The sequence below is a fragment of the Flaviaestuariibacter terrae genome (assembly GCF_054777635.1).
Map to the genome: position 1 here is coordinate 179,593 of NZ_BAAHAL010000006.1, position 26,318 is coordinate 205,910.

17 protein-coding genes are annotated in these 26,318 nt (G+C 58.6%); 6 read left to right on the top strand and 11 right to left on the bottom strand.

What is annotated here, in order from left to right; translation table 11 throughout:
• Position 1 precedes the first annotated feature (1 nt).
• The 4 genes from ACYU7Z_RS01500 to ACYU7Z_RS01515 form a co-directional block, all read right to left on the bottom strand.
• Positions 2-757, bottom strand: a complete 756-nt coding sequence (locus ACYU7Z_RS01500; RefSeq protein WP_460566911.1) for a molybdopterin-dependent oxidoreductase — start codon at positions 755-757, stop codon at positions 2-4.
• On the bottom strand, positions 744-1,433 hold the full coding sequence (locus ACYU7Z_RS01505; RefSeq protein WP_460566912.1) for a cytochrome b/b6 domain-containing protein: 690 nt from the start codon (positions 1,431-1,433) through the stop codon (positions 744-746). Before ACYU7Z_RS01505 ends, ACYU7Z_RS01500 begins: the two co-directional genes overlap by 14 nt.
• Positions 1,434-1,553: 120 nt before the next feature.
• Positions 1,554-2,678 carry a radical SAM protein gene (mqnE, locus tag ACYU7Z_RS01510; RefSeq protein WP_460566913.1) on the bottom strand — a complete coding sequence of 375 codons (1,125 nt, stop codon included), beginning with the start codon at positions 2,676-2,678 and terminating at the stop codon, positions 1,554-1,556.
• Positions 2,678-6,709, bottom strand: a complete 4,032-nt coding sequence (locus tag ACYU7Z_RS01515; RefSeq protein ID WP_460566914.1) for a choice-of-anchor J domain-containing protein — start codon at positions 6,707-6,709, stop codon at positions 2,678-2,680. The genes mqnE and ACYU7Z_RS01515 overlap by 1 nt, the downstream gene beginning before the upstream one ends.
• A 204-nt stretch (positions 6,710-6,913) precedes the next feature.
• On the opposite strand from ACYU7Z_RS01515, the gene ACYU7Z_RS01520 reads away from it, so the two are divergent.
• A complete protein-coding gene (locus tag ACYU7Z_RS01520; RefSeq protein ID WP_460566915.1) occupies positions 6,914-8,191 on the top strand; it encodes a nucleoside permease in 1,278 nt (425 codons plus the stop codon).
• Positions 8,192-8,265: 74 nt separating this feature from the next.
• Here ACYU7Z_RS01520 and ACYU7Z_RS01525 read toward each other — a convergent pair whose 3' ends face one another.
• From ACYU7Z_RS01525 to dnaE, 3 genes are all read right to left on the bottom strand, one after another.
• Entirely contained in the window at positions 8,266-10,038 is a 1,773-nt protein-coding gene (locus ACYU7Z_RS01525) for a carboxypeptidase-like regulatory domain-containing protein (RefSeq protein ID WP_460566916.1), read from the bottom strand.
• Between the two features lie 129 nt (positions 10,039-10,167).
• Positions 10,168-10,485, bottom strand: a complete 318-nt coding sequence (gene trxA, locus ACYU7Z_RS01530; protein WP_460566917.1) for a thioredoxin family protein — start codon at positions 10,483-10,485, stop codon at positions 10,168-10,170.
• A 130-nt stretch (positions 10,486-10,615) separates the two neighbouring features.
• Entirely contained in the window at positions 10,616-14,245 is a 3,630-nt protein-coding gene (gene dnaE / locus ACYU7Z_RS01535; protein WP_460566918.1) for a DNA polymerase III subunit alpha, read from the bottom strand.
• 142 nt (positions 14,246-14,387) lie between these two features.
• On the opposite strand from dnaE, the gene ACYU7Z_RS01540 reads away from it, so the two are divergent.
• Positions 14,388-15,074 carry a C40 family peptidase gene (locus ACYU7Z_RS01540; protein WP_460566919.1) on the top strand — a complete coding sequence of 229 codons (687 nt, stop codon included), beginning with the start codon at positions 14,388-14,390 and terminating at the stop codon, positions 15,072-15,074.
• Between the two features lie 376 nt (positions 15,075-15,450).
• Here ACYU7Z_RS01540 and ACYU7Z_RS01545 read toward each other — a convergent pair whose 3' ends face one another.
• The 3 genes from ACYU7Z_RS01545 to ACYU7Z_RS01555 form a co-directional block, all read right to left on the bottom strand.
• The gene (locus tag ACYU7Z_RS01545) at positions 15,451-16,974 is read right to left on the bottom strand and encodes a lipopolysaccharide biosynthesis protein (protein WP_460566920.1); all 1,524 of its coding nucleotides are present in this window, start codon (positions 16,972-16,974) and stop codon (positions 15,451-15,453) included.
• 189 nt (positions 16,975-17,163) lie between these two features.
• A complete protein-coding gene (locus tag ACYU7Z_RS01550) occupies positions 17,164-18,078 on the bottom strand; it encodes a DHCW motif cupin fold protein (RefSeq protein ID WP_460566921.1) in 915 nt (304 codons plus the stop codon).
• Between the two features lie 129 nt (positions 18,079-18,207).
• Positions 18,208-19,860: a M1 family metallopeptidase gene (locus tag ACYU7Z_RS01555; RefSeq protein ID WP_460566922.1), complete on the bottom strand. Its 1,653-nt coding sequence runs from the start codon at positions 19,858-19,860 to the stop codon at positions 18,208-18,210.
• A gap of 55 nt (positions 19,861-19,915) precedes the next feature.
• Here ACYU7Z_RS01555 and ACYU7Z_RS01560 point away from each other — a divergent pair, with 55 nt between their 5' ends.
• The gene (locus tag ACYU7Z_RS01560; RefSeq protein WP_460566923.1) at positions 19,916-21,538 is read left to right on the top strand and encodes an ABC transporter substrate-binding protein; all 1,623 of its coding nucleotides are present in this window, start codon (positions 19,916-19,918) and stop codon (positions 21,536-21,538) included.
• Positions 21,539-21,654: 116 nt separating this feature from the next.
• Here the strand turns inward: ACYU7Z_RS01560 and ACYU7Z_RS01565 are convergent, their stop codons facing one another.
• Positions 21,655-21,933 carry a hypothetical protein gene (locus ACYU7Z_RS01565; RefSeq protein ID WP_460566924.1) on the bottom strand — a complete coding sequence of 93 codons (279 nt, stop codon included), beginning with the start codon at positions 21,931-21,933 and terminating at the stop codon, positions 21,655-21,657.
• 440 nt (positions 21,934-22,373) lie between these two features.
• On the opposite strand from ACYU7Z_RS01565, the gene ACYU7Z_RS01570 reads away from it, so the two are divergent.
• From ACYU7Z_RS01570 to ACYU7Z_RS01580, 3 genes are all read left to right on the top strand, one after another.
• Positions 22,374-24,278 carry a DNA topoisomerase IV subunit B gene (locus ACYU7Z_RS01570; RefSeq protein ID WP_460566925.1) on the top strand — a complete coding sequence of 635 codons (1,905 nt, stop codon included), beginning with the start codon at positions 22,374-22,376 and terminating at the stop codon, positions 24,276-24,278.
• A 96-nt stretch (positions 24,279-24,374) separates the two neighbouring features.
• On the top strand, positions 24,375-25,295 hold the full coding sequence (locus tag ACYU7Z_RS01575; protein WP_460566926.1) for a DNRLRE domain-containing protein: 921 nt from the start codon (positions 24,375-24,377) through the stop codon (positions 25,293-25,295).
• Between the two features lie 80 nt (positions 25,296-25,375).
• Positions 25,376-26,257 carry a DUF1835 domain-containing protein gene (locus tag ACYU7Z_RS01580; protein ID WP_460566927.1) on the top strand — a complete coding sequence of 294 codons (882 nt, stop codon included), beginning with the start codon at positions 25,376-25,378 and terminating at the stop codon, positions 26,255-26,257.
• Positions 26,258-26,318: the final 61 nt, after the last annotated feature.

The window sequence follows — 26,318 nt, forward strand, 5'->3', positions numbered from 1 at the left end:
CTCAGTGCCCGGAGTAATAGTCATAGCCGCGCTCGGCCCAGTAATCCCGTGGGCGCTTGTTGCTGAAATACAGGGTGCCGATGCGCTTGAGGTGCTTGATGCCGTATTTCACCGGGATGATGAGCCGGAGCGGAGCACCGTGATCGGAAGAAAGCGGCGCGCCGTTCATCTCGTAGCAAAGCAGGGTCTGCGGGTGCAGTGCGCTGGGCATGTCGATGCCTACGTAATAGCCGCCGTCCGGTGTTTCAAGGCCAACGTAGCGGAGCTTTTCCTTGTCCTGCAGCCCGTAGTGCTCGAGAAAAACTTTGAGCGGCACGCCGCCCCAGTGCGTTACCTGGCTCCAACCTTCGATGCATTTAAAATCGAAGACGATCTCTTTTTTCGGAAGCGCCCTGATCTCGTTGAGCGAAAGGCGCAGGGTGTCGCCTGGTTGGCGGATCACCGAAAGGCGCCAGTTTGCACTATCCGGCGCCGGCCCCGTGCCCAGCTGGCCATTTACGCGTGGATTGCGGAGGGCGGCAGCGAGCGGGTAGCTGCGCGCCAGCTTGCCTGAATCGAAGAAGCCCCCGAACAGCTTTTCATTTTTCAGGAGTGCTGCCCGGAGCGGAGCCGGGGTGCCGTCGCTGTGGGGCTGCCGGGCAATCCAGCGAAAGATCATCCAGAGGCCGCCCAGCAGCAGGAGCAGGACCGTAAAGGACAGGAGCGTGCGGCGCCGCCACTGGCCGGCTGTCAGCTCTCGATGTTCAGGATTTTGCATCGCTGTCGTTTTTGGTTTCGCCGGCCAGTTCCCAGCCGGTGACCATGGATTGAAAATTGTTCCAGCCGGCGCGGACTACCTGCAGCAGGTGAATGAGGAAGAAGAGCGCATACCCGATCGTAAGCGCGAAGTGTTCGAGCCGGGCAGCCTCGTAGCCGCCGCATAGCGCCGTGATTCGGGGGAATTGCACGGGCTTGTAAATAGCGAGACCCGTGATGATGGATCCCGCGCCCATCAGCATGGTAGCCGTATAGGCAATGCGCTGGGCGCCGTTGTATTTCACCTGTGGCGGCGCTGTTTTCCGCAGGTGCAGGTCGTGGAGCAGTACCAGCCAGGCTTCCCGGAATGAATGACGGTTCGGCAGCAGGTAACGCCATTCGCCCGAAAGAAAGGTGTAGCTAACGTACAGCAGGCCATTGATGAAAAAGACCCACATCACGGCAAAATGCCAGCTCATGCCTTCGGCAAGGTGATAGGGGATGCGCAGGGCGCGGTAAAAGCCCTCGGGGAAAAAGTGAAACCAGGGCCTGTGGCCTGGGCCAATATGGTACACATCGTTGGCCCAGTAGATCAGCAGCCCGCTCCAGATCATGCAGGCGAGAATGGGAAAGTTCACCCAGTGAAACCAGCGGATCGCCAGGGGATGTTTGTAGGCAACGGTCTTTCGGTTACGCATAAGCATGTTTTACCTGCGATTCAGGCGGGCACCGGGTCCTTTGCTACAAGTTACGACTGTGCCCAACGAAAAGCGCCGGGCATCGCCCGGCGCTTTTATCAGTTGGCAGACCAAACTTATCTACCAGGCATTGATGACGTTGTACAGCGTATCCCGCTCCACCGGCTTGCGGCGCACCTGCTTGATCAGGGTCACGATCTCCTCGGTGCTCATGGAAGGCGTTTGCTCCTCGGCGCCGGCCATCGAATAGATCTTGGTCGTGTCGTCGATGGTGCCGTCGATATCGTTCACGCCGAAGGCCAGGGAGAGCTGCGCATTCTTGCGGCCCAGCATCGGCCAGTAGGCTTTCAGGTGCGGGAAGTTGTCGAGGTACAGTCGGGCCACCGCGTAGGTCTTGAAGTCTTCCACCAGGCTGCACTCGGGCACGTGGCTCATGTCGTTTCCGCCGTTGCGGAACTTCAGCGGGATGAAGGTGTTGAAGCCACCTGTGCGGTCCTGCAGGGCGCGGAGACGGCTCATATGATCCACGCGGTCGGCATAGCTTTCCACGTGCCCGTAAAGCATCGTGGCGTTGCTGTGCATCCCGAGCTTGTGCGCCGTTTCGTGTATGTGCAGCCAGCCGGCGCCGTCCACCTTGTCGGCGCAGATCTGCTGGCGCACCGCTTCGTTGAAGATTTCGGCGCCGCCACCGGGCAGCGAGTCGAGCCCGGCCTCATGGAGCACCTTCATGCCTTCTTCCACCGACAGCTTGGCCTTGCGGAACATGTAATCGAGCTCCACGGCCGTGAAGCCTTTGATGTGCAGCTCCGGGCGGTGGGCCTTGATGGCCTTAAGCAGGTCGACGAAGAAATAGAGGTTCATCTTCGGGTGCACACCGCCTACGATGTGCACTTCGGTTTCGGGCTTCCCGTCGTACTTCTTCACGATATTGAGCATGTCGTCGAGGCTCAGTTCCCAGCCTTCTTCCCGGTGCGCATAGAGGCGCGAGTAGGAGCAAAAATGGCAGGAAAAAACACAGACGTTAGTCGGCTCGATGTGGAAGTTGCGGTTGAAGTAGGTGTTGTCGCCATGCCTTTCTTCCCGCACATGGTTGGCGAGGGCCCCGACAAAAGAAAGACTGCCCCTTTCAAAAAGGAGCAGTCCGTCTTCATCTGTAAGCCGATTATGGTTGATTACTTTCTCACCTATTTCTTTCAGTTCACGGGGTTGTTCGTCGATTAATCGTTCAACAGATGTGTTGTTCATTAGTGTTTGATGACGCGTTCGGTTACGTTGCGGTAGTCGTCTTCATAGCCAAGGCTGACCATGTAGACACCGGCCGGTTGACGTGACAAATCTACGGCAATAACCTGTTCGGCGTTCTTGTTGTAGGACTTGGTCCACACCAGCGCGCCTTTCGAGTCGTAAACATTAACATAGCGGAGCGTAGTCGGCTGGCGGAGGTGCCAGATACGGAATACGCTGTTGAAGGTCGGGTTGGGCGTGATGACGTAGCCGTTCTCCTTCAGGTTGGCCGGCAGAACGCGGGCGGTCACATTGACGTTGTCGACGTAGATGTTGTTGCCCTGGTTCGTGGTAGCGCGGAACACAAACTGCACCTGGGGCTGGCTCAGGAAGGAGCCAACATCCACGCGCTCGCTGCGCCACTGGCTGGCATCCGGCGTAAAGCTTGTGCCGATCGGGAAGTTCGGTGCCGTTGCCGTCAGCAGGGTCTGGAGGTCCTGGCCCCACTTCTTGTAAACGCTCTGGTAGGTGGCGCCGCAATTGGCCGTCGCCAGCACTTCGAGGGTATCGAGGCCGAGGGCGGTCGTGCCGGGGTAGTTGGCGCTGGCCGACGCTACGTCGAACGTAAGTACCAGCGAGTCGGACGTACCGAATGTAACCACCGGTGTAACAAGGTCATCGACATTGCTGCTGCCGCTGTAGGTGAACGACTTCAGGGCCGCGGAACCGGCATTGCCGTTGCCGGCAGCATCCCAGGTCCAGGTCGTGCGGTTGTCGCTGTTCACCACGTTCCAGCCGGCCGGCGGGAAGTTGCTGGCGGAGGAAGCGCTGAAGTTCTCAACGAGCGGGGCGGCCAGCCTGGCTGCTACCGTCACCGAACGCGTGAGCGTGTCGTTGTCGGCTTTCAGGTCGCCGCTGCCGTTTGCCGAAACCGGGTCAAGCACCCACACCTTGAACGGCGTGGCGCCCGTCGTGGGGAAGGTGGCATTGGCAAGCGTTACGGTCATTTGGGCATCGCGGAGCAGGTTGGCATTCGATACGGTCTGCACAACAGGAGCACCGCCATTGATGCTATAGGCAACCTTGAACGACGTGATGGTTTGCGTACCGACGTTCTTCACCACAGCGCTCGGCGTTATCGCCGCATCGCAGATGGTTGTGCCGGGAACCGCGTCGATCACGGCAAGGTCACGGCTGAAGTAGGGGCGGATGTTGACGTTGTCGATGAAGAGGTTATTGCCGAAGCGGCTCGTGTTGCGGAAGTTGAGGATCATGTGGCCCGAGCTGAGGAGCGCAGGCGAGGTAACGACTGTACGGTCGTTTCTCCAGTCGCCGGAGCCCGGTGCTGTGAACTCGGTCGTTGACGTGCCGGCAGTCGCAAGGGTAGTGCCCTGCTTCTTGTAGATCGACGTGAACGAGTTGCCGCAGTCGGCGGAAGCATACACCGCGAGCGTGTCGGGCGAGCCGCTATACGCTTTGTAGGCTACGTCGAAGGAAACGGCAACGGAGTCGGCGCCGGTAAAGTCAACAGCCGGAACGCGGATCTCGTCGAGACGGCCATCGGTGTTGTTCCAGTTGTCGATGAACATCGAGCTGGCGCTGTTGCGGCCCGGCGAGCGGCGCTCCCAGGTCATATCGGCGTTGGGGTTGCTGATGGTCCAGCCGACCGGCGGGAAGCCATTCTCAAAGCCTTCCACGAGCGGTGTGCGCTGCAGGGCGAGTACGCGGAAGTAGCGGCGCATCGTATCGTTGGCCGGCACCTGGTCGTCGATGCCGCTTGCCGTGATGGGGTTGGCGCTGTACACCGTGATGGTATCGGTCGGGAAGAAGCCTGCAGTTGCCGGGTCGAGCGAAAGGCTCGTGCTGGCGCCGGGGGCGAGGGCTGTCGTAAAGGTGCGGGTTACCACGGGGCGGCTGTTGATGCGGTAAACCATGTTGAAGGCGGTGACCGCTTCCGTACCGTTGTTGCGCACCGTAACCTGCGGGGTAAACGTATTGCGGCAAACCTGCGTACCCGGGTTATCGATGGCCGTCACCGTAAGGTCGCGCGCCACGATCGCCTGGATGTTGATATTGTCTACATAGACGTTGTTGCCAAAACGGCCGCGGGAGCGGATGGCAACCTGGATGGCGCCACCGTTCAGCAGGCTCGCGGGAACCGAGATCGATTCACGGCGCCAGTCGGCGGCCGAAGCCGGTACGAATGCGGCACCTGTAAGCGCAGCGCCCGTAGCAAGCGTGCTTCCTCTTTTCTTGTACAGTTCTGTCCAGGTAGCGCCGCAATCTTTCGAAACGAGAACGGCCAGCGTATCCTGGTTGGTTGTGAGGCTGTAGGGGCGATACGCAACATCGAAGTTGATGCTGACGATATCGGTGGGGGCAACGGTTACAGGCGAGCTGCGGAGCTCGTCGATCTGGCCGGCGGCGTTGTTGTCCCAGTTGTTGAAGAACATGGAGCCGGCGTTGCCGTTACCGACCGTGGAGCGCTCCCAGGTGAAGTTGCCGTTCGGGTTGTAAATGCTCCATCCTGCGGGCGGGAAGGTCGTCGATGTGAAGTCCTGCATGATGGGCAGGGGCGATCCGCCGCTGATGACGATCGTAGTCGTGAAGGTATTGTTCGCTGCGTTCTGGTCGGTTCCGCCGTTGGGGTTCGACACGGTGAACACAAGCGTGTTGTTGCCGGTGGCGAGTGTGATCGCGGGCAGAACAACCGTGGCGCCGTAGCCGGTCAGGATGTTCAGGCCGGTGGCGGTTGTAGTTACGGGTGCGCCGCCGTTAACGGTCAGCGACACGGTTACAGAAGTGATCGTAGTCGTACCTGCGTTGGTAACCTGGATACGCGGAACAACCGATCCGCCGCAGGTTGGCGTCGGGTAGGAAGTGCTGCTGCAGGTTGTGTTGTCAAATTCCGATCCGCCGGGTGCGATAAGCACCGTGGGCGTTACGTCGAGGGCCAGTGTACCGGCCGGGGGCGTTGCGCCATCGGTAGTGAGATAGCCGGGACGCATCTGCTCCAGGACGGCGTGCATACGCTTCACCTGGTTGATGGTAAACATCGAGTAGCAGGCATCATCCGTATAGTCCATATAGTTCTGGTACATCTTCCCGGGCGGGTTGGGTACGCCGGAGCAGCCGGAGGCAACGGTACCGGAAAGGCAGCCCGAAGTAGGGGAGGACTGTCCGGGCGTATCGTCGGCGGCGGCACCGAACAGCGAGGGGTCGGTGAAGGCCGGCGTGATCTGGGCGAAGTCGGCGCCGGCGGCACAACCGGTAAAGCTGTGGTAGAGGCCGAAGTTGTGGCCGATCTCGTGCACCGCGGTGCGGGCCAGGTTGAAGGCCGCGTAGGAGAAGCAACCATTGGAGAAGCCGCGGTAGTCGACGCAGATGCCATCGATGCCAACGCTGCTGCCGGTGGTTTCCGTGGCATTGCCGGGGCCGATGTTCGGCGCGATGCCGAGCAGGCCGGAAGAGCCGGCGTCGCCTACCCAAAGGTTGTAATATTTAGTGATGTCCCAGGGGTCAAGACCGCCGGCACTTGTGTGCTTGATCGGCTGGTAGGTGTTGCCGGCCACCTGTACGGTTCCCACGCGGCGCTCGACACCGTTGGTCAGCTGGCCACCGGGGGTGCGGCGGGCGCGGGTAAAGCGGATCAGCGAGTGACCACGCAGCGGCATGAACGCACCGGCGTTTGCGCTATCCGGGTTGAAGCCGGAGAAATCGAGGTTGAGGCGGTCGAGGAAATAATCGATCTGGGCCTCGGTGATCTGGTTGGGATTGGGAAGAACGATGTGTACGACCACGGGGATCGTTACGGTAGTTGTCAGCGTCGACACGCGGCTGGTGCCGGTGCTGCGGGCCGTGCTCGGCTCCACGCCTGCGCGCTGGTTGCGTTCCCACTCAGCCCGGAAAGCCGGGTCTGCCTGGAGGCGCTGTTGAATGGCCTCCATAGTGCCGCATCGAACCGGTTTGACGGCTGCGGGGTCAATTTTCTGGGCATGCACGGTAGCGCCCATAAAGGTGAACCCTAGCAGCAGGAGGGTAAATTTTTTCAAAGCAGTAGTTTTTTTGTTATCAAAAAGTAATAGGCCGGCTAAAATTAGCAAAACTCCCCCAAACGGAAACCGGATTTTTGACCCTCCATGATGCCCGCGCACCTCGCTTTCGCGGGCCGCGTCAACCAACCGTTTGCCGCGCGCAGCGTGTTGGCACCTTCACGAAAAAAGCTATCTTTCCGCACCTAATTAAATGACTTGCTGATGAATATCAAACTTCGACTGACCGTAATGAGCTTCCTCCAGTTCTTCGTCTGGGGTGCCTGGCTGATCACCATTGCGACCTACTATTTCAACAACCCGGCCTTCGTTGCCAACAACCCGAATGCCGGTGCCCAGTTCGGCGCGATCTTCGGCACACTGGCCCTTTCCTCGCTGTTCATGCCCGCCATCACGGGGATCATTGCCGACAAATGGATGGATGCGGAGAAGCTATACGGCATCCTGCATATCCTCTACGGCGGATTTCTCTTCCTGGTGCCGCATGCCCATACAGCTACCGAGCTTTACTACACCATCTTCGGTGCGATGATCTGCTATATGCCTACCATCTCGCTTTCCAATTCGATCGCCTACACCATTCTCAAGCGCGAAGGCTACGATGTGGTCAAGGTGTTCCCGCCGATCCGCGTGTGGGGTACCATCGGCTTCATCGTGGCCATGTGGATCACCAATCTTACGGGCAGCAAAGCCAATACGAACCAGTTTATCATCGGCGGCATCGCCGCGGTGATCCTGGGTATTTTTTCCTTTACTCTGCCCAAGTGCCCGCCGCAGAAAACCATCGCCGAAAACGCACCCCTTTCCGAGCAGCTCGGCCTCAAGGCATTCAAGCTGTTTGGTAATTACAAGATGGCGCTCTTCTTCCTCTTCTCGATGCTCCTGGGCGCCGCGCTGCAGCTAACCAACGCCTATGGCGATACCTTCCTCGATGACTTCAAGAATAACCCGCTCTACGGCCCCGATTCGTTCGTGGTAAAGTATTCGACCATTATCATGTCGATCTCGCAGATCTCCGAGACGGCCTTTATCATTACGATTCCCTTCTTCCTGAAGCGCTTCGGCATCAAGAATGTGATGCTGTTTTCGATGCTGGCCTGGGTGCTTCGTTTCGGGCTGTTTGCCTATGGCAATCCCGCCGACGGGCTCTGGATGATCATCATGTCCTGCATCGTCTATGGCATGGCCTTCGACTTCTTCAACATCTCCGGATCGCTGTTCGTGGAAACGACCACCGACCCGCGTATCCGCTCCAGTGCTCAGGGGCTGTTCATGATGATGACCAACGGTGCCGGCGCCTTTCTCGGCAGCCGCGTCAGCGGATTTGTGATCGACCATTACTTTACCGATGGCGCCGGCCACAAGGAATGGCACAATATCTGGCTTTCCTTCGCCTCCTACGCGCTCATCGTATCCCTGTTGTTTGTTGTCCTCTTCCGCCACAAGCACGACCCGGAAGCGGTTGTTGCCGTGGCACACTAAATCCAACGGGAACAACGCACAAAAAAAGCCCCCGACGCAACCGTCGGGGGCTTTTTTATCGGGTCATCGATTTCTTAGAAGCCACGCCGCAGCCGGAAACTGCCGGTTACGGGGTACGTATTGAGCTGTGCCGAATCGCGCACGGTGGCACTGAAGGTGCCTGTCACGGCCTCCCCGATGCCTCCGAAGCTGCTGACCTGGATGCTGCCCGGTGTCGCGAGCATATAGTTCGCCGAATTCTGCACGATTTCCAGTTCCTGCATCAACTGCGAACCCACCGTTTGTGGTCCCGACATGCGAAGGAAGAGGGCATACTGTTGGGCACCGCGCTGCGGCACCGCGTAGATCCTGCTTTCCGACGGGTTGTTGTAGCACCAGATAAACACACTGTCGGTCATTGGGTTCATCGTGTGGGTACTGCCGTTCATCGTCCAGGTTACGAATTCATTAATGGGAGCGCCGCAGGCTGTGAGATTCGTAACGGTATTGCTTCCGGGCTGTCCTGTTACGGCCTGAACCGAGCCGACCTGCATCCCCGCGCCGTCGGCAGCCCAGATGTTCGCGGTCAGGGCGCCGCCGCAGCCCGTTTGCGTATAGCTATACGTGCCATTGCTGATCGCTGTGCGGAAGACCTGGCTGTTGATAATGAGCGATACGACCCCCTGTGCCAGGGGCGCGCCGTTGCAGTCGGCGACGGAGCCACTGAACGTGATCGTCTGGCTGTTGAATGCGCTTAGCGCCGTGGTAGTGGACACGTCGTTGCTGAAGGGGCCAATCGTGTTGCTGTACACGATGGTGCCGCAATAGTTGTATACGTCGATACGCAGGCTTACGTTGCGCGGAACAGCGCCGGACACGTAGCCTTCCTGGTCGGTAAAGCCCATTGCGTGCGAATTGTTGGAAAGGTTTGTCAGCGTAACCTGCGCGTGCGGAACCGGCGTTCCCAGGCTGTTGGCAGCCGTCGCTCCGCTGGGAGGATTCGCCAGCACCCGGGTGCTGAAATTCACATACTCCAGCGGAAGGTCGCAATTCCAGAAGCTGAAATGATGGACCGTTCCCACATAATAGCCTCCCTGTTTTTGAGCCGAGCCTTCCTCTTTCCAGAGTCCCGCCACTTCGTCGAAATACCACAGCGGGATGCTCGCGGGGGCAGAAGCCTCGAGCGTCGCCGGGATGGGAAAGCGGATCGTGGCCACGCTGCCCGCTGCGAGCTGCAGGCGCTCACCAGTAGCGCCGGTCAGCTCTACGGCCACCATCGAAAAGGATTGCAGCAGCGAAGGTTCGTTGTTGCTGCGGGTCGCAAGCAATGAGCCCGGCATGATGTCGTTGAACCGGGCCGAGGTGGGGTCGAAGGTAAAGGCTGACACGCTGACGGATCCCGTATAAGTACGGTTGTCGGCTGCGGTGACAAAGCCATTTGCAGGAAGCTGCACCGAGCCGCCCCCGTCGAGCGGCGCCGTGCCACCCGAGCTGGCCGGGAAGGAGGCGACTACTACACGTGGTATCAGCTCGATGCGAACCGTATTCTCGCTCCCCGGCCGCGTGCTGATGGTGCGGGACCCGGGGTAATAACCGGGTTTTTCGACGCGCACATACGCGAGTGCCCGGTCAGAAACAGGAATGCCTGTAAGCCGGAAGCTACCATTGATATCCGTCTGGGCGCTGCCGTCGCCGGCGCGGACCATGGCCCCGGCAACGGGCTGCCCGCTTTCATCGAGAATGCGGCCGCTTACAGCACAGGAGCCTTTTGTCGCGGCTTCCAGGGCTTCTGTTTTGCGGCAGGCAAAGAACAGGGTGCTCGCAGTAAGCAATACTGCCAGCAGTACGTAGAGGGTTTTGAAACGCATGTTGCTTGCGGTTTAGGTGCTGTGCAAACGGTAAAGGTTACCCTAAAGTAAGGCAAAATCCCGTTGCACAGGTTGCTGCAACAGGAAAGCCTCCCGTGGGGGAGGCTTTCCATTCATTCGCTATACTGATCAGATGTGCGCTTCGATCTTCTTGACAAAGTTAGCCTTCGGCTGTGCGCCAACCAGCTTGTCGACCACCTGGCCGTTCTTGATGAACAGGATGGCGGGGATAGAAGTAATGCCGTAGTTCATGCTCACCTGGGGGTTCTCGTCAACGTTCACCTTGCCGATGTTGACACGGCCGGAGTAGTCTTTCGACAGCTCGTCGATAACCGGACCGATCGCGCGGCAGGGACCGCACCATTCTGCCCAGAAATCCACTACCGTGAGTTTATCGGAACTCAGAACATCCGTCTGAAAGTTTGCGTCCGTAAATGCTTGTGCCATGATTCGAATGTTTAATGTTTCTGTTTGAATGACAAATTTAGTTCCGGAACATAAACGCAGACATTCCGTCAGGAGCTCTTCCTATTGAAAGATTTGATGACCCCATCGGTGCCGTCGATAAGGCGCGCCGCTAGGCCGTTTGCACCTTCACATCGATCTCCGGCCGCCCTTCGAGCCACTGAATGAGGTCCCAGTTCATCTCGAAGCCGCTGCCAAGCGTGGAGAAGCCGGCCTTCAGTGCTTCCTTCGGCTCGCGTACCAGGATCTTGAGACCAGTACTGCCCGGGTACTTCTTTAAATTCTCGTCGAGGAAGTCGATGATCGAAGGCTCCAGGTTCCGCACGTCCAGCTCCAGCTGCAGGCTCTTCGTGAGCTGCCGCTTTACGTTTTCGGCGAGGTTGATGCTGCCCGGCTTGAACTCGTACTCATCGCGGAAGCGGTGCTTCTGGAAGGAGCCCGTGAGCAGCACCGCCTGGCCCAGCAGCAGGTAGGGGCTGAAGCGGATATAGTCGTCGCCGAAGAGAACGAACTCGGTCTTGCCCGAGTAGTCTTCGAGCACATAGGAGCCGAACTTGTTGCCCTGCCGCGATATCCGCTGCTGCGCCGCCGTAACGAGGCAGAGCAGCTTGAAGGGGCGGCCCTGCGAGGCCAGCGTCTTTGAGTCTTTTGTATCGTTGAAGTCGACAATGGGCGTAATGCCGTAGTGCTTCATTTCGAACTTGTAGTGGTCGAGCGGGTGGCCGCTCAGGTAGATGCCCGCTACTTCCTTCTCGCGCTCGAGCTGCTCGGTGAGGCTCCAGGGCGCGCAGTTGGGGATCTGCGGCGGCTTGATATCCAGCACCGACGGAAGGTCGCCGAAGAGTGTGTTGGTGGTATTGATGCTTTGCGCCTGCACGATCTGCCCGAACTTGATGATCTTCTCGAGCCCGTTCTGCGTCTCGCCTTCCGGTACGCAGAAATACTGGGCGCGGTGCAGCTGCGGGAAGGAGTCGAAGGCACCGGCCTGCACCAGGCATTCAAGCGTTCGCTTGTTGACGGTGCGGCTGTTGATGCGCTTGATGAAATCAAAAGGATCGGCGAAGCGGCCGTCTTTCTTCCGCTCCTCGATAATATTTTCCACAGCGTTCTCACCCACGCCCTTCAGGCCGCCGAGGCCGAAGCGGATATTGCCTTCGTCGTTGACGGCAAAGCCTTTTTTCGATTCGTTGATGTCGGGGCCAAGCACGTTCAGTCCCATCCGCTTGCATTCCTCCATAAAGAAGGTGAGCTTGTCGAGGGCGTTGGCGTGGTTGAGCACGGCCGACATATACTCGCCGGGATAGTGTGCCTTGAGGTAAGCGGTCTGGTAGGCCACGAAGGCATAGCAGGTGGAGTGCGACTTGTTGAAGGCGTACTGCGCGAAGGCTTCCCAGTCGGTCCAGACCTTCTCAAGCACCTTGGCATTGTGTCCTTTGGCCACGGCACCTTCAACGAACTTGCTCTTCATTTTGTCGAGCGTCTTCCGGTCCTTCTTACCCATTGCCTTGCGGAGCACGTCGGCGTCGCCCTTGGAGAAGCCGGCGATCTTCTGCGCCAGCAGCATCACCTGTTCCTGGTACACGGTAATGCCGTAGGTCTCTTCCAGGTATTCGGCCATCTCCTCGAGGTCATACACTACTTCCTCGCGGCCGTGCTTCCGGTCAACGTATTGCGGGATGTAGGCCATGGGACCCGGGCGGTAGAGGGCGTTCATGGCGATGAGGTCGGCAAACTGGTCGGGCTTCAGCTCCTTGAGGTACTTCTGCATGCCCGGGCTCTCGAACTGGAACGTCGCGATGGTGTCGCCACGCTGGTACAGCTCGTAGGTCTTCTCGTCATCCAGCGGCACGTCGTCGATCACGATGTCGACGCCGTGGTTCTCCTTGATCATGATGAGCGCGTCGCGGATGATGGAGAGGGTCTTGAGCCCCAGGAAGTCCATCTTGATAACGCCGGCGTCCTCGATGATGGAGCCTTCGATCTGGGTGATGAAGAGGTCGGAGTCCTTGGCGGTGAATACCGGTATGAGCTCGGTGAGGTCTTTCGGCGCGATGATGATGCCGGCGGCGTGGATGCCGGTGTTGCGCACCGATCCTTCGAGCTTTTCGGCAATCCGCAGCACGTCGGCCTGCATGTCTTTGCCCGCGTAGACCTCGCGCACCTTGCGGATGTTCTCGATATCGTCCTGGCCATACTCGTCCTCGAGGGGCTTCTCGCCCTCTTTGGCCGAGATGGGCGCGTGGAGCACGCGGTACAATTTCGTTCCGGGCTTTTCGGGAATGAGCTTCGCCAGCGCGTTGGATTCTGCGAGAGGCAGGTCCATCACGCGGGCCACGTCCTTGATGCTCGACTTGGCGGCCATCGTGCCGTAGGTCACGATCTGGGCCACCTGGTTCTGCCCGTACTTCTGCACCACGTAGTCGATCACCTTCTGGCGGCCCTCGTCGTCGAAGTCGGTGTCGATATCGGGCATCGACTTACGATCGGGATTGAGGAAGCGTTCGAACAGCAGCTTGTACTTGATCGGGTCGATGTTGGTGATGCCGATGCAATAAGCAACCGCAGATCCCGCCGCCGACCCGCGGCCGGGGCCTACGAATACGCCGAGGTCGCGGCCGGCCTTGATGAAGTCGGATACGATGAGGAAGTAACCCGCAAACCCCATCGTCTTGATGGTGAACAGCTCGAAGTCGAGGCGCTCGCGGATGTCCTCGGTAATCTCGCTGTAGCGCTGGCGGGCGCCTTCGTAGGTAAGAAAGTGCAGGTACTCCCACTGGTTCAGGTTCGAGTCGTCGTGCACCTGGAATTCCTTCGGGAGCGGGAAGGCGGGGAGGAGGATGTCGCGCTTCAGGTTGAGCAGCTCCACCTTGTCCACGATCTCGTTGGTATTGTCAATGGCTTCCGGGAGGTCCTGGAACACCTTGATCATTTCTTCGGTCTTCTTGAAATAGAACTGGTCGTTCGGGAACGCGAAGCGCATGTTCTTCGTGTTCACGTCGTCGTCGTTAAACTCGCGGAGCGCCGGCGTCGCTACTTTCTCACCCGTATTGATGCACAGCAGGATGTCGTGGGCGTTGAAGTCTTCCACATCGGTATAGTGCGAGTCGTTGGAGGCGATGACCTTCACGTTGTGCTTCCTGGCAAATTTCACCAGCACCGCGTTCACCTTGTCCTGTTCCGCCATGCCGTGGCGCTGGAACTCCACGTAGAAGTCTTCGCCGAAGATGTCGAGCCACCATTTGAATTCCTGCTCGGCCTCCGCCTCCGTTTTGTAGAGGATGGCCTGCGGCACCGAGGCGCCGAGGCAGCAGGTGGTGGCGATAAGTCCCTCGTGGTATTTCAGGATCAGCTCCTTGTCGATACGCGGGTATTTCGAATACAGGCCTTCGATAAAGCCCATCGAGGTCAGCTTCACGAGGTTGCGGTAGCCCTGCTCGTTCTTCGCCAGCAGGATCTGGTGAAAGCGGCGGTCCTTCTGCTCCTTGGTGAACGATTTCTGGTGGCGGTTTTCGACGAGGTAAAACTCGCAGCCCACGATCGGTTTCACCTTCGGCTTGCCGTCGGCGTCGGTATGCTTGTAGGCCTGCGACACGAACTCGAATACGCCGAACATGTTGCCGTGGTCGGAGATGGCCAGTGCCGGCATGCCGTCGCTGATCGCTTTTTTATAAAGCGAGGAGATGGAGGCGGCGCCGTCGAGGAGCGAGTATTGTGTGTGTACGTGTAGGTGGGAGAATTTCATAGTGCGAAGGCCGCGGGGCAGGCGCCCGGACAGGCGTGCAATTTACGCGCTTCTGCCCGAAAGAGCGGCGACTTTAACCGCTCCTTGATATCCACATTTGTGCAAAAAATGCCTATTTTCGTTGTCCACCGAAACGCGTCCTATGATCCGGCAAATGCTCCTGCTCCTGACGGTTGCCGCCTCCGGCACCGGGCTGTCTGCGCAAAGCGGACCCAAGGCGACTACCACCGCGAGCCCGGTTCGCTTCATCGACGATATCGAGATTGGACTTTCCCCCGAAAACAGCGTAACCCGCAACGCGAAAACGCCTGCTGCCAACACAGCTTCTGCCAGTCCGGCCAGCGCGGCAACTGCGCGCTACACGCCGGTAACTTCCGGCCACCGGACGCCCACCGTCAGCATCGAGGACGCCGGTACGCTGCACCTCAAGTTCGCCGTGCTGCTCAATGTTGAAGTGGAGCAGGTGCCGCAACTGCCGCTGCTGATCCTGATGGACGACTGGTGGGGCACGCGCTACCGCCTTGGGGGCCACGACCGCTCCGGGATCGATTGCTCGGGCTTTACATCGATGCTGTTCAGCAACCTCTTTCAGCTGCAGATTCCCCGCACCGCCCGCGAGCAATACCAGGCGGCCCGCAGCGTCGACGTTGCCGATATGCGCGAGGGCGACCTCGTGTTCTTCACCGTCGGCGGCTCCATCACCCACGTCGGCTTTTACCTGCAGAACAACAAGTTCGTGCACGCCTCCACCTCGGAAGGCGTCACCATCTCCGACCTCAACGACCGCTACTGGCAGGCACGGTTTGCCGGGGCGGGAAGAATACAGTAAACAGGTTCTTCAGGTTTTGGAGGTTTTGAGGGTTTTGGAAGGTTAGGTCTTCCCCCCATTCTTCATTGCGAGGAAGGAGTCGCAGCGCCAATCCTGTCTGTCATTGCGACGAAGTAGCCGCAACGCTGATCCGATCCGTCATTGCGAGAAAGGAGCCGCAACGTCAATCCGATCTGTCATTGCGAGGAAGGAGCCGCAATGTCAATCCGATCCGTCATTGCGAGAAAGGAGCCGCGGAGCGGTGACTGACGAAGCAATCTCTTGGGGTTTACACCGAGCCTCCATACTACACGCTTCCAGGGGTGCTATGCAGGCAAAAAGCCGCAACAATCTTGACTGCTGCATTAGACGCAAGAAACCCAGAACCTTCAGAACCCTAAGAACTTTTAGAACTTTCTCCCCCCAACCCAATTCTTTTGCGAACCGTCTCCCATATCGGTACGATATCGGGCGATAGCTTCAGCGCGATAGCGCCGGGAACGAAGAGGGCGCAGAAAAGCAGGGGCCGCAGGGCGAGCCACAGGAAGCCCGTATGGCCTTTGCAGGGCAGCCAGGCGAGGAGGAAGGCCGCCGCCGCCAGTACGAGGGTGTACAGAGATGACCGCGAGAAGGGTTGCATCCCGAATTTCCGCCACAGGAACACGAAACGGATCGTGTTGTAGGCAGTGTAGGCAATGAGGTTCGACAGGGCAGGGCCGAGGATGCCGTAGCGGCTTGTAAGCAGGTAATTGACGCCGAGCGACAACAGCAGCAGGAGCACGCCACTGGTGAACTCAAAGCGCCACCAGGGTGAGGCGAGGATCACCTGCGCCGATACGCCGGACCCCATATCGATGATCCGGGTGATGCCCAGGAAAAAGAAGACGATAAAGGCCGCGGAGAAATCTTTCTGGATATGAAAGGTTTCAAGCGCGTCGCGGAAGTTGAGCCAGACGATGCAGAACATCGCGACCGAAAAAATGAGCTGGTTGAGGGCCGAGCGGTGGTAGATGCGCTGCACGCGGTCGGTGTCCTTTTCGCGCCAGGCATGCGAGAGCACCGACACCGAAGCCGAAACGACAGCGCGCTGCGGTGCCTGGATCAGGCTCGAGAGGATCTCCCCGAGCGAGTAGATGCCGGCCATCGCCATCCCGTTGGGAAGTATCGCGGCAATCAGGATCTTGTCGCACTGCTGCGCCACGTTGGAAAGGATGCCGCTTCCCCAGAAAAAGGTGCTGAGCGTAAGGATTTTTTTCCGGAAGCGGCGCGTAACGCTGCTCGGGCGAAGCGTAAAGTGAAGACGCCCCTGCTTGTAAAACAGGAAAAGGAGCAGGCCGGCGAGGATCAGGTACAGGAACGCGTAGAGATGGATGAAGGTGTCGAAATTCCGGATCACCCGCAGGTAGGTCAGCACGATCAGCGTCGTGAAGAGCAGGCGGAAAATGAACTCCTTGAACAGGTTCGATAACACTGATCGCCCCAGCATCCAGGCATAGGATTCCAGCACGAGGTACATGGTGAAGCCGAAGGCAAAGGGATAGAGCCAGTAGTAGTAGCGCAGCAGCTCCGGCGAGTTGTTGAACATCTGGTTCACCATCGTTCCCTTGAAGAGGAGGCCAACGAGCGTCACCAGCGCAAAACCAACTACCGGTACAAGCAGCGCCCAGGTAAACTGGTCGTTCTTTTTCCGGTCGAGGTGGGCTTCGTAGTAGGGAAAGAATTTTCCAAGGTAGGCGCTCGAGCCGAAGGAGGCCAGCGAATACAATACGGCCGCGAAGGCCATAAAGGTTTGCGTCACCCCGTACTGCTCCTTTGTAAAGCCGCCCTCGCGGGTAAACAGGTAGGTGTTGAAAAAACCGAGTGCAAAGCCGGCATATACGATGCCCGATGAAATGAGGCTTTGCTTCCGGATGGTGCTCATGCGGCGAAGATAGGGCCCGCAGGCGGGTAAGAGAAAGAACGAATGGTTCGACAAGCTCACCACGACATCCTTCAACTAGGCTCGGAAGCACAGTGTGACCGTTAGTATGGCCGAACTGGTCAGCCTGACGTGGTCGCCCAAAACGTTTGCGTCGGGCGGACATAGCCCAAGGCTGCTTCTAATTATTTTTCAACGAATACCTGAATGCCCGTTGTCAGCCTCAGCGTGGTCGAAGGCTGCGTTCTTCCTTTCCAACCGGCGGCGGAAGACCAGCAGCTCCTCGCCGTTGATCGTTTCGCGGCGCGCCTGCTGCAGGCCGAGGCGCTCCAGGAGGCCGATGGAGCGCGCATTGCCGGGCAGCGTGATCGCCAGCACTTCCGAGAGGGAGCCGCTTGCGGCCAGAGATTCGAGCAGGGCGGCCGACGCCTCATGGGCGTAGCCCTTGCCTTCGAAGTCGGGGTGCAGCGCAAAGCCGATATCGGGATGATCGAGGTAGGGGCGGCGGATCAGCGTGGTGATCCCCACTGCTGTCCCACTTGCGCGGAGGCGGATCACGTGCACCGTGGCGTCGCTATTGCCCAGCATCCGCTGAATGTAGCCTACGGCATCGGCATCCGAGTGCACGTTGCGGTCGCCGATGAAGCGCAGCCAGCCCTCCGTGTTCACCAGCTGGCGGATAAAGGCGCTGTCGTCGATGCAGATAAGATCGAGCAGCAACCGGTTGCTTTCGAGATGGTCGGGTACGAGCCCCGCGCCCTCCCGGCGAAGGAAGTCGCCGTCGATGATCAGCAGGCGGGCGCCCGCTTCGGTTACGGAGCGGTGGGAACTCAGTTCGTCGGTCACGATATAGGTATCGCCGGCTTTCAGCTCCACAGCCCCGCCACCCTGGAGCTCGCTCCGGAAGCGGCCTTCGAGGCAGTGTACGATATGCCCCTTCCGGCACCAGTGATCGGCCAGGTAGCCGGCCGAATATTCGACGAGGCGCAGGCGCAGCCCACCGAACTGCATCGTTTGCCAGTACGAGGTACCCTGCTCGCCGCGGTGCTCGGTTTTCTCGATACCGCTCCAGTCAATTGTCTGAAAGGGAATATTCATATGCTGCATGCCTGTAGGGTGAGCGGTGAGTGGTGAGCGGTGGGCGGTTGCCGGAGAGCCGTCGAGGGTAACCGCGAAACTTTAGAATAATTCGATCGTATCTGCTCACCCGCTCCCATGTTCACCGCTCACTTGCGCTCACCTGCTCACTGTTATATAAAAGTTCTTGTCTACCGTAATCCCGCTGAGATCGCCGCCTTTGATCTTGACCTTGGTTTCGCCGGTCGTCGGCTGGATCCACTGGCCGTTGCTGAGGCGCACTGGCATGTTGAACCCGTCGATGCAATTGGTCCAGCGGAACTTGAGCTTGTCGTCGTCCACCTTCAGCTCCAGCACCGGCACCTGCGTGGTACGGAGGTACTGGTCGAAGATCTTGGAAAGGTCCTTGCCGCTTTTGCGCGAGATGTATTGCTCCACTTCGGCGCTCGTGGTGGTCTTCTTGCCGAAGTCGCGGTTGAGCCCTTGCAGGATCTCGCGAAACAGCTTGTCGTCGTTGATCACCTGCCGGATCGTGTGGAGCATGTTGGCACCCTTGTCGTACATATCGCCCGAGCCTTCCTGGTTGACGCCGTAAGGGCCGATGATGGGCAGGTCGTTCTGGATATTGCGGCGCAGTCCCTGCACATAAGCGTCGCCGGCTTCCTTGCCTTTGTAATATTCCACGAACAGCTCCTCCGAATACGTGGTAAAGCCTTCGTGTACCCACATGTCGGCAATGTCCTTGGTAGTGATATTGTTCGCAAACCACTCATGGCCGCTTTCGTGTACGATGATATAATCCCAGTCTTTGCCATAACCCGAGCCGGAGCGGTCCATCCCGAGGTAGCCGTTCTTCCACTGGTTGCCATAAGCCACCGCGCTCTGGTGCTCCATGCCCAGGTGCGGCGCCTGTACCAGCTTATACGAATCGTTGTAGAAAGGGTAGGGGCCGAACCAGTATTCGAAGGCGCGGAGCATCGGCTTTACCTGCTCGAATTGCTTCTTGGCTTTGTCGAGGTCGTAGTCGAGCACCCAGTAGGACAGATCGAGCTGTCCCTTAAGCCCCAGGAGGGTATCGGTGAAGTTGACGTACTTGCCGATGTAGGGAATGATCGTGTAGTTGTTGATCGGGTTTTGCACAAGCCAGCTGTAGGTGGTCATGCCATTGCTGCTCCGCTTGTCGATCAGGCGCCCGTTGCCCACTGCCACGAGTGAGTCGGGAACGTTGATGGCGAGGAGCGCACCGGCGGGCTCATCGCTTTGGTGGTCTTTGCAGGGATACCAGACGGAGGCGCCGAGTCCCTGGCAGGCAACGCTCATCCAGGGTCGTCCCTGCTTGTCTTTTTTCCAGATCCATCCGCCATCCCAGGGCGGGTTGACCGCCGGGCGCGGCACACCGCTGTACATGATGGTGAGGTAACCGGTATCGCCGGGCAGCTCGCGCGAAGGGATCAGCCAGGTGTTCCCGTCCCTGCGGAAGGTTACGGTCCGGGGCTGCCGGTAGGTCGCGCTGTCATTGGCAAAGACAATGCTGTTGATCTGCATCGGCTCCTGCAGGTCCAGCTGCAGGAACGGACCCGGGTTGCCAACGCGGTGGTACGCAATGAGCACGCGTCCCTTGATGCTGCGGCTGTTGAAATCCGGTGTTACGCTGATATGGTATTGGTCTACATCCCACCAGCTGCGGTTCTCATTCAATGTGCCGCGCAGCGTGTCCTTGCGGGTGAATTGGCGGCTTCCGTGCAGCGGCTGGGCCTGCGCGGCGGCGGCGGAAAGGAGAGCGATTCCAAAAAGCTTTACGAATAGTTTCATGCAGATGCCTGTTTTCGGGGCGATGCGCCTAAATTAGACTGCTTTTGTCTTCCACATGAACCGTTTGCATAAATATTGGCTTTTCGCAATCCTGCTGCTCGCCGGCTGCTACCGCGGCGGGAAGGAATCGGCCAATGTGTTCCGCTACAACGAGGCCACGGGCATTGCCTCGCTCGATCCCGCCTTCGCCAAGAACCAGAGCATCATGTGGGCGGTGCACCAGTTGTACAACACGCTTATCGAAACCGATTCGGCCCTGCACCTCGTGCCGTCGCTGGCACGAAGCTGGGAGCTGTCGGCCGACCGCACCGAGTATACGTTTCATCTCCGGAACGATGTGTATTTCCACGATGATGCCTGCTTCCCGGGCGGCCGCGGGCGCCGGCTGACGGCCGCCGATGTGGTCTACAGCTTTGGCCGTATCCTCGACTCCACGGTGGCCTCGCCCGGCGCCTGGATCTTCCAGGATAAGGTCGATTCGCTGCAGCCATTCACTGAAATCAACGACAGTACATTTCGACTGAAGCTGCGTCGTCCCTACCAGCCCGTGCTGGGTATTTTGTCGATGCAGTATTGCTCGATCCTGCCGCGCGAAGCGGTGGAGCGGTACGGCGCCAACTTCCGCAAGCACCCGGTGGGCACGGGTCCTTTCCGCTTCGTTGCCTGGGACGAAGGGCAGGCGCTCATCCTGAAAAAGCACCCGCGCTATTTCGAAACCGACAGCGCCGGGCAGCGCCTTCCGTATCTCGACGGCGTGCGCGTTTCCTTTTCCGACAGCAAGGCCACGGAGTTTCTGCTGTTCCGGCAGGGGAAGCTGGATTTTCTCAACGATATCGACGCTTCTTTTAAAGACGAAGTGCTTTCGCGGAGCGGGGAGCTGCGGCCCGACTGGGTGGGCAAGCTGCGGCTCGACAAGCATCCGTACCTCAATATCGAGTACCTGGGATTGCTGATGGATTCGACCAACGAACTGCAGCGCCAGTCGCCGACGGCTAACCGGCTCGTACGGCAGGCGATCAATTACGCGATCGACCGGCGGGGGCTGGTGCGCTACCTGCGCAACTCGCTCGGTACGCCAGCTGAGAGCGGTTTTGTGCCGGTGGGGATGCCTTCGTTCAACGCTGCAGAAGTGCCCGGCTACACCTATGACCCGGCCCGCGCCCGGCGCCTGCTGGCCGAGGCAGGTTATGGCAACAAGGCACTACCGCCGATACGCCTGCAAACGATCCCTGCCTATGCCGAGATCGGGAACTACCTCGCGCGGCAGCTCGGCGAGGCCGGCATCCCGGTGCAGGTGGATGTAGTGCAGAAGTCGCTGCTGCTCGATATGACCTCGAATGGGAAATCGCTTTTTTTCCGGGGCTCCTGGATCGCCGACTACCCGGATGCGGAAAACTACCTGTCGGTATTTTATTCGAAAAACCCGGCGCCTCCTAATTATACGCGGTATCGCAACCCGGCTTTCGATGCGCTCTTCGAATCGGCGCTGGCCGAGCCCAACGACTCGCTCCGCTACCGGATCTACCGGCGGGCCGATGCGCTGGTGCTCCGCGATGCGCCCGTGGTGCCGCTTTGGTACGATATGGTGGTGCACCTGGTGCAGCCGGGAGTGGACGGGCTGCCGGCGAATGCTTTGAATTTGCTGGAGCTTCGGCGGGTGAAAAAGAATATCAAATAACGAATATCGAATATCGAATATCGAATAACGAATATCGAAGGAAGGTTGAACGAGTTAGTTGTCGCCTGGCCAGCACTTCGATATCCGATATTCATCTGTTCGATATTCGATATTACTTACTCCTCGTCCTCGTGATACGAGTCCTGCTCCTGGTTGGAGCTGGTGTCATTGTACTGCTTCTCCCACTCCGATACGTGGGCATCGGTGAGGCACTCCACGATATCATGGATGGGGTCGCCCTTGCGGCGCCAGCCGGTCGCCAACTGGTCGTCGTAATAAAAAACATACAGGCAATGGTCCGTCTCGCTGGCGATGCGGATCAGGCGAACCGATTCTTCTTTTTGCTCCTGGATCAGGTAATAACAGCCGGGTTCCAGTAATCCATACGAATACATACGCTACTCCTCTTTTTAAAATCTACACGATGTATGGGTCAGTAAGTGTCTTCCGAATCTAATGGTGCGGTTTGCCTGGGTTAGGGGCGTTTCCGGGTTCAAAATTAGGGGCTTTCGCGCCGAAATAATTTTTGATTTATTAAAAATTTGTTTTATCAGGAGACTATTTATAATATATTGATAATCAATAAGTTGTCTCCGTATAACGGTCGGGCTTAGGCTTGAAAAAAACTAAAGTATTTAGCACATATTCCAACTATTCACCGTATATTTGACCGCTGAGTTTACGGACCGTTTTGAACCGGAAAAGGACCTGGATCCTCCTCCTTTCCCGACCGCTTTGCCGCCGCGGCCTCCGGGTTCCGGGCTCCCGGCCCAAGCATCCGGGTCAATCCTGTCCGTAACCATTATTTTTACCAAAAAAGTGAATGGACGAACTGATGGCAGATCCTAAGAAAAACGGCTTCGAGTATACCGAAGACAGTATCCGGAGCCTGGACTGGAAAGAACACATCCGCCTCCGCCCGGGCATGTATATCGGCAAGCTGGGCGACGGCTCGAGCCCCGACGACGGTATCTATGTGCTGGTGAAGGAAGTGATCGACAACTGTATCGACGAATACACCATGGGCTATGGAAAGTCCGTGGAAATCAATATTTCCGACAAGATCGTATCCGTGCGCGACTACGGCCGCGGCATCCCGCTGGGCAAGGTGGTCGACGTGGTGAGCAAGATCAACACCGGCGCCAAGTACGACTCCAAGGTGTTCCAGAAGTCGGTAGGCCTCAACGGGGTTGGTACGAAGGCGGTCAACGCCCTTTCGGCCTACTTCAAGGTCACCGCCTTCCGCGAGGGCAAGCAGAAGACCGCCGAATTCGAGCGCGGCAACCTCGCCAAGGAATACAAGGAAGCCGCCAGCAACGAGGCCAACGGCACCTTCGTGACCTTCACGCCCGACGATTCGATCTTCAAGAACTACCACTACATTCCCGAATACCTCGAGAAGCAGATCTGGAACTATTGCTTCCTGAATGCCGGTCTCAAGATCGTGTTCAACGGCAAGAACTATATCAGCCGCAACGGCCTGCTCGACCTCCTCGAGCGCAATACCAACGCCGACGAGCTCCGCTACCCGATCATCCACCTGAAAGGGGAGGACATCGAAGTGGCCATCACCCACAACAACGACTACGGCGAAGACTATTACAGCTTCGTCAACGGCCAGCATACAACGCAGGGCGGTACGCACCAGGCGGCCTTCCGCGAAGCCTATGTAAAGGCGATCCGCGAGTTCTTCAAAAAGGACTACGATGCCTCCGACATCCGCCAGTCGATCGTGGCCGCCGTATCCGTACGCGTGGTGGAGCCGGTGTTCGAGTCGCAAACCAAGACCAAGCTGGGCTCCCTCAACGTAGACGAGGGCGGTCCGTCGATGCGCCAGTTTGTAAACGATTTCCTGGGCCGCGAGCTCAACAACTTCCTGCACAAGAACACCGCGGTGGCCGAGTCGCTGAAGAAGCGGATCGAGCAGAGCGAGCGGGAGCGCAAGGACCTCGCCGGCATCAAGAAGCTCGCCAACGAGCGGGCGAAAAAGGCGAACCTGCACAACAAGAAGCTGCGCGACTGCAAGGTGCACCTCAACGAGGAGACGCCGCCGAAAGCAAAGCCCGAATACTTCACCACGAAGCAGAACACGACGATCTTCATTACCGAGGGTGACTCGGCATCCGGCTCCATCACGAAAGCGCGGAACGTCGACACGCAGGCCGTGTTCTCGCTCCGCGGCAAGCCGCTCAACTGCTTCGGGATGAGCAAGAAGATCGTGTACGAGAACGAGGAGCTCAACCTGCTCCAGCACGCCCTCAACATCGAGGAAGGCCTCGACGGCCTGCGGTACAACCGCATCGTCATCGCCACCGATGCCGACGTCGACGGGATGCACATCCGCCTTCTTATCATGACCTTCTTCCTGCAGTTCTTCCCCGACCTCGTGAAGAACAACCACGTATATATCCTGCAGACGCCGCTGTTCCGCGTGCGCAACAAGCAGGAGACGATCTATTGCTACTCGGAAACCGAGAAGCAGGCAGCCGTGCGGAAGCTGGGGAACAAGCCCGAGATCACGCGCTTCAAGGGCCTCGGCGAGATCTCGCCCGACGAGTTCGGCCGCTTTATCGGCGACGAAATGCGCCTCGACCCGGTGATCCTGGAGCACGGCGATCACATCACCCACCTGCTCGAGTACTATATGGGAAAGAACACGCAGGAGCGCCAGGAATTCATCATCAACAACCTGCGCGTGGAGCTCGACGCAGTGGACGGGGAGGTGGCTTTAGCCGGTTAGGTATTTTCGGGGGACATAGACTTTTGCGGCCGGGAAGATATTAGGATGCACTTCTATATTTGCCCGGTCATGAAATCAACACGCAACAACACGTTTATGAAACCCCTCCAGTTCTTTGTCATTTCTGTCCTTACGGTAGCGGCAAGCGGCTGCCACCCGGATGCACAGGATGTAAACCAGGCCCCGACTGCCGAAGCCGGCATCAGCCAGACCATTACGCTGCCGGCCAACCAGCTGACGCTCCAGGGCTCGGGCTATGATTCCGACGGCTCCATCACGGCCTACGGTTGGTCGCAGGTGTCCGGACCGAACAACGCCAGCTTCGCCGACGTTAACAACCCGGCTACCGCTGTTACGGGGCTCGTGCAGGGAAACTATACGTTCCGCCTTACCGTTACCGACGACGAAGGCGCCACGGGCTCCGATACGGTCTCCATTCACGTGTTGCCCGCCGCGGCCCATTCGGTGACGCTGCAGCCTGCCAACAACCCTGCTGAGCGCACCATCGGTATCAACGCCGGCAGCGAGGTGAGCTACTCCAACTCGATCGAGCTGATACTGGCGGCCTGGACAATCAACAGCGACCCGTACTTGAGCCGTTCGGCCCTCAAGTTCGACCTGAGCAGCATCCCGTCGACGGCTACCGTGCTGAGCGCCACGCTCTACCTGTATTCGGACCCGCAGCCCAATAACGGCAACCTCGTGGATGCGAACTTCGGCGCCGACAACTCGTTCTCGATCCGCCGGATCACGTCGGCCTGGACGCCGGCCAGCACGGGCTGGGCCAACCAGCCGCCGACCACTACGGTCAACGAGGTGATCGTTCCGCACACGCCGCAGTCGCAGCTCGATGTTACCGCTGATGTGACCGCGCAGGTGAACGATATGCTGCACAACGGCAACAACGGTTTCCTGCTGAAGCTCCAGAATGAAACGATCTATACGAGCCGTCTTTTCGTGTCGAGCAATCACAGCAACACGGCCAAACGGCCCAAGCTGGTAGTTCAATACCAATAAGGCAGATTTTTTTAGGATATTTGGACGACCCTGATGCCTTGCTTCAGGGTTGTTTTTTTATAGCAAATGGACCAACGATTATGACGCATTTAGTATTTCAGGCGGCCGACGTCGCTATCCTGCAGAAGGCCATGGAGCTGGACGAAAGCCTGCAGGGGCCGGTAGTGGAGATCAAGGACGACTACGCCGTGGGCCCTCTTTACAGCGGCGAAGACGCCGAAAGCTGGCAGCAGCGCCGCGACTGGTGGAAGGAGCTCTGGGAGGCATCGCCCTACGGCGCTACCGAAACCCTGCCGATGGTCGACGATAAAATGACCGTGCACCAGCTGTGCCGCGCCCTCGACGAAGACCCGAAAGAGGAACTCTGGATCTGGATGGGCCAGAACAGCCACGACGTTTGCGGCTACTACTGGCTCATCTCGCAGCTCAAAGACTACCAGGGCCGCGTGTTTGTGCTCTATATGAACAACCTGCCTTTCATCAACGAGAAGGGCGGCATCTTCTACCCGTCTTCGCTGCACGAGATCCCGCCGGCCGAATTCCGGAAGGCGAAGAAGCTTTGCCGCAAGGTGACGCTCTCGGAGCTCGAGGTGGACCCCGACGAATGGAAGCGCCTCGTGACCGAAAACGCCGGCGTGCGGATCCTCGAAGGCGGCAAGAAGATCGCCGGGAAGGACGCGGATTTCTTCGATGAGGACATCCTGAAGAACCTGACCCGCGAGCCGCAGAAAGGCAACAAGGCCGTCGCAACGATCCTCGGCAAGATGAAGATCAAGACCGGCGATGTGTTCCTGCTGGGCCGCATGCGGGTGCTGGCGGAGCGCGGGGCGCTCGAGATCAGCGGCGACATGAGCAAGGGCTGGAAGGACTTCGACGTGAAGCTTCCGGGCGGAGCACCCGTCGCCCAGGAGAGCGACGGAATAGCGAACACGGAACAAGGAATGACGAATAGCGAAGGATAGGGCCTTTTCGGTCACTTGCTGTGTCATCCCGAGCTTGTCGAAGCACGAATCAACCAATAGA

Excerpts from the sequence above, each read along its gene's own strand:
- ACYU7Z_RS01500 (WP_460566911.1), bottom strand. The coding sequence starts at position 757 with ATGCAAAATCCTGAACATCGAGAGCTGACAGCCGGCCAGTGGCGGCGC.
- ACYU7Z_RS01505 (WP_460566912.1), bottom strand. The coding sequence starts at position 1,433 with ATGCGTAACCGAAAGACCGTTGCCTACAAACATCCCCTGGCGATCCGC.
- mqnE (WP_460566913.1), bottom strand. The coding sequence starts at position 2,678 with ATGAACAACACATCTGTTGAACGATTAATCGACGAACAACCCCGTGAA.
- ACYU7Z_RS01520 (WP_460566915.1), top strand. The coding sequence starts at position 6,914 with ATGAATATCAAACTTCGACTGACCGTAATGAGCTTCCTCCAGTTCTTC.
- ACYU7Z_RS01525 (WP_460566916.1), bottom strand. The coding sequence starts at position 10,038 with ATGCGTTTCAAAACCCTCTACGTACTGCTGGCAGTATTGCTTACTGCG.
- trxA (WP_460566917.1), bottom strand. The coding sequence starts at position 10,485 with ATGGCACAAGCATTTACGGACGCAAACTTTCAGACGGATGTTCTGAGT.
- dnaE (WP_460566918.1), bottom strand. The coding sequence starts at position 14,245 with ATGAAATTCTCCCACCTACACGTACACACACAATACTCGCTCCTCGAC.
- ACYU7Z_RS01540 (WP_460566919.1), top strand. The coding sequence starts at position 14,388 with ATGATCCGGCAAATGCTCCTGCTCCTGACGGTTGCCGCCTCCGGCACC.
- ACYU7Z_RS01545 (WP_460566920.1), bottom strand. The coding sequence starts at position 16,974 with ATGAGCACCATCCGGAAGCAAAGCCTCATTTCATCGGGCATCGTATAT.
- ACYU7Z_RS01550 (WP_460566921.1), bottom strand. The coding sequence starts at position 18,078 with ATGCAGCATATGAATATTCCCTTTCAGACAATTGACTGGAGCGGTATC.
- ACYU7Z_RS01555 (WP_460566922.1), bottom strand. The coding sequence starts at position 19,860 with ATGAAACTATTCGTAAAGCTTTTTGGAATCGCTCTCCTTTCCGCCGCC.
- ACYU7Z_RS01560 (WP_460566923.1), top strand. The coding sequence starts at position 19,916 with ATGAACCGTTTGCATAAATATTGGCTTTTCGCAATCCTGCTGCTCGCC.
- ACYU7Z_RS01565 (WP_460566924.1), bottom strand. The coding sequence starts at position 21,933 with ATGTATTCGTATGGATTACTGGAACCCGGCTGTTATTACCTGATCCAG.
- ACYU7Z_RS01570 (WP_460566925.1), top strand. The coding sequence starts at position 22,374 with ATGGCAGATCCTAAGAAAAACGGCTTCGAGTATACCGAAGACAGTATC.
- ACYU7Z_RS01575 (WP_460566926.1), top strand. The coding sequence starts at position 24,375 with ATGAAACCCCTCCAGTTCTTTGTCATTTCTGTCCTTACGGTAGCGGCA.
- ACYU7Z_RS01580 (WP_460566927.1), top strand. The coding sequence starts at position 25,376 with ATGACGCATTTAGTATTTCAGGCGGCCGACGTCGCTATCCTGCAGAAG.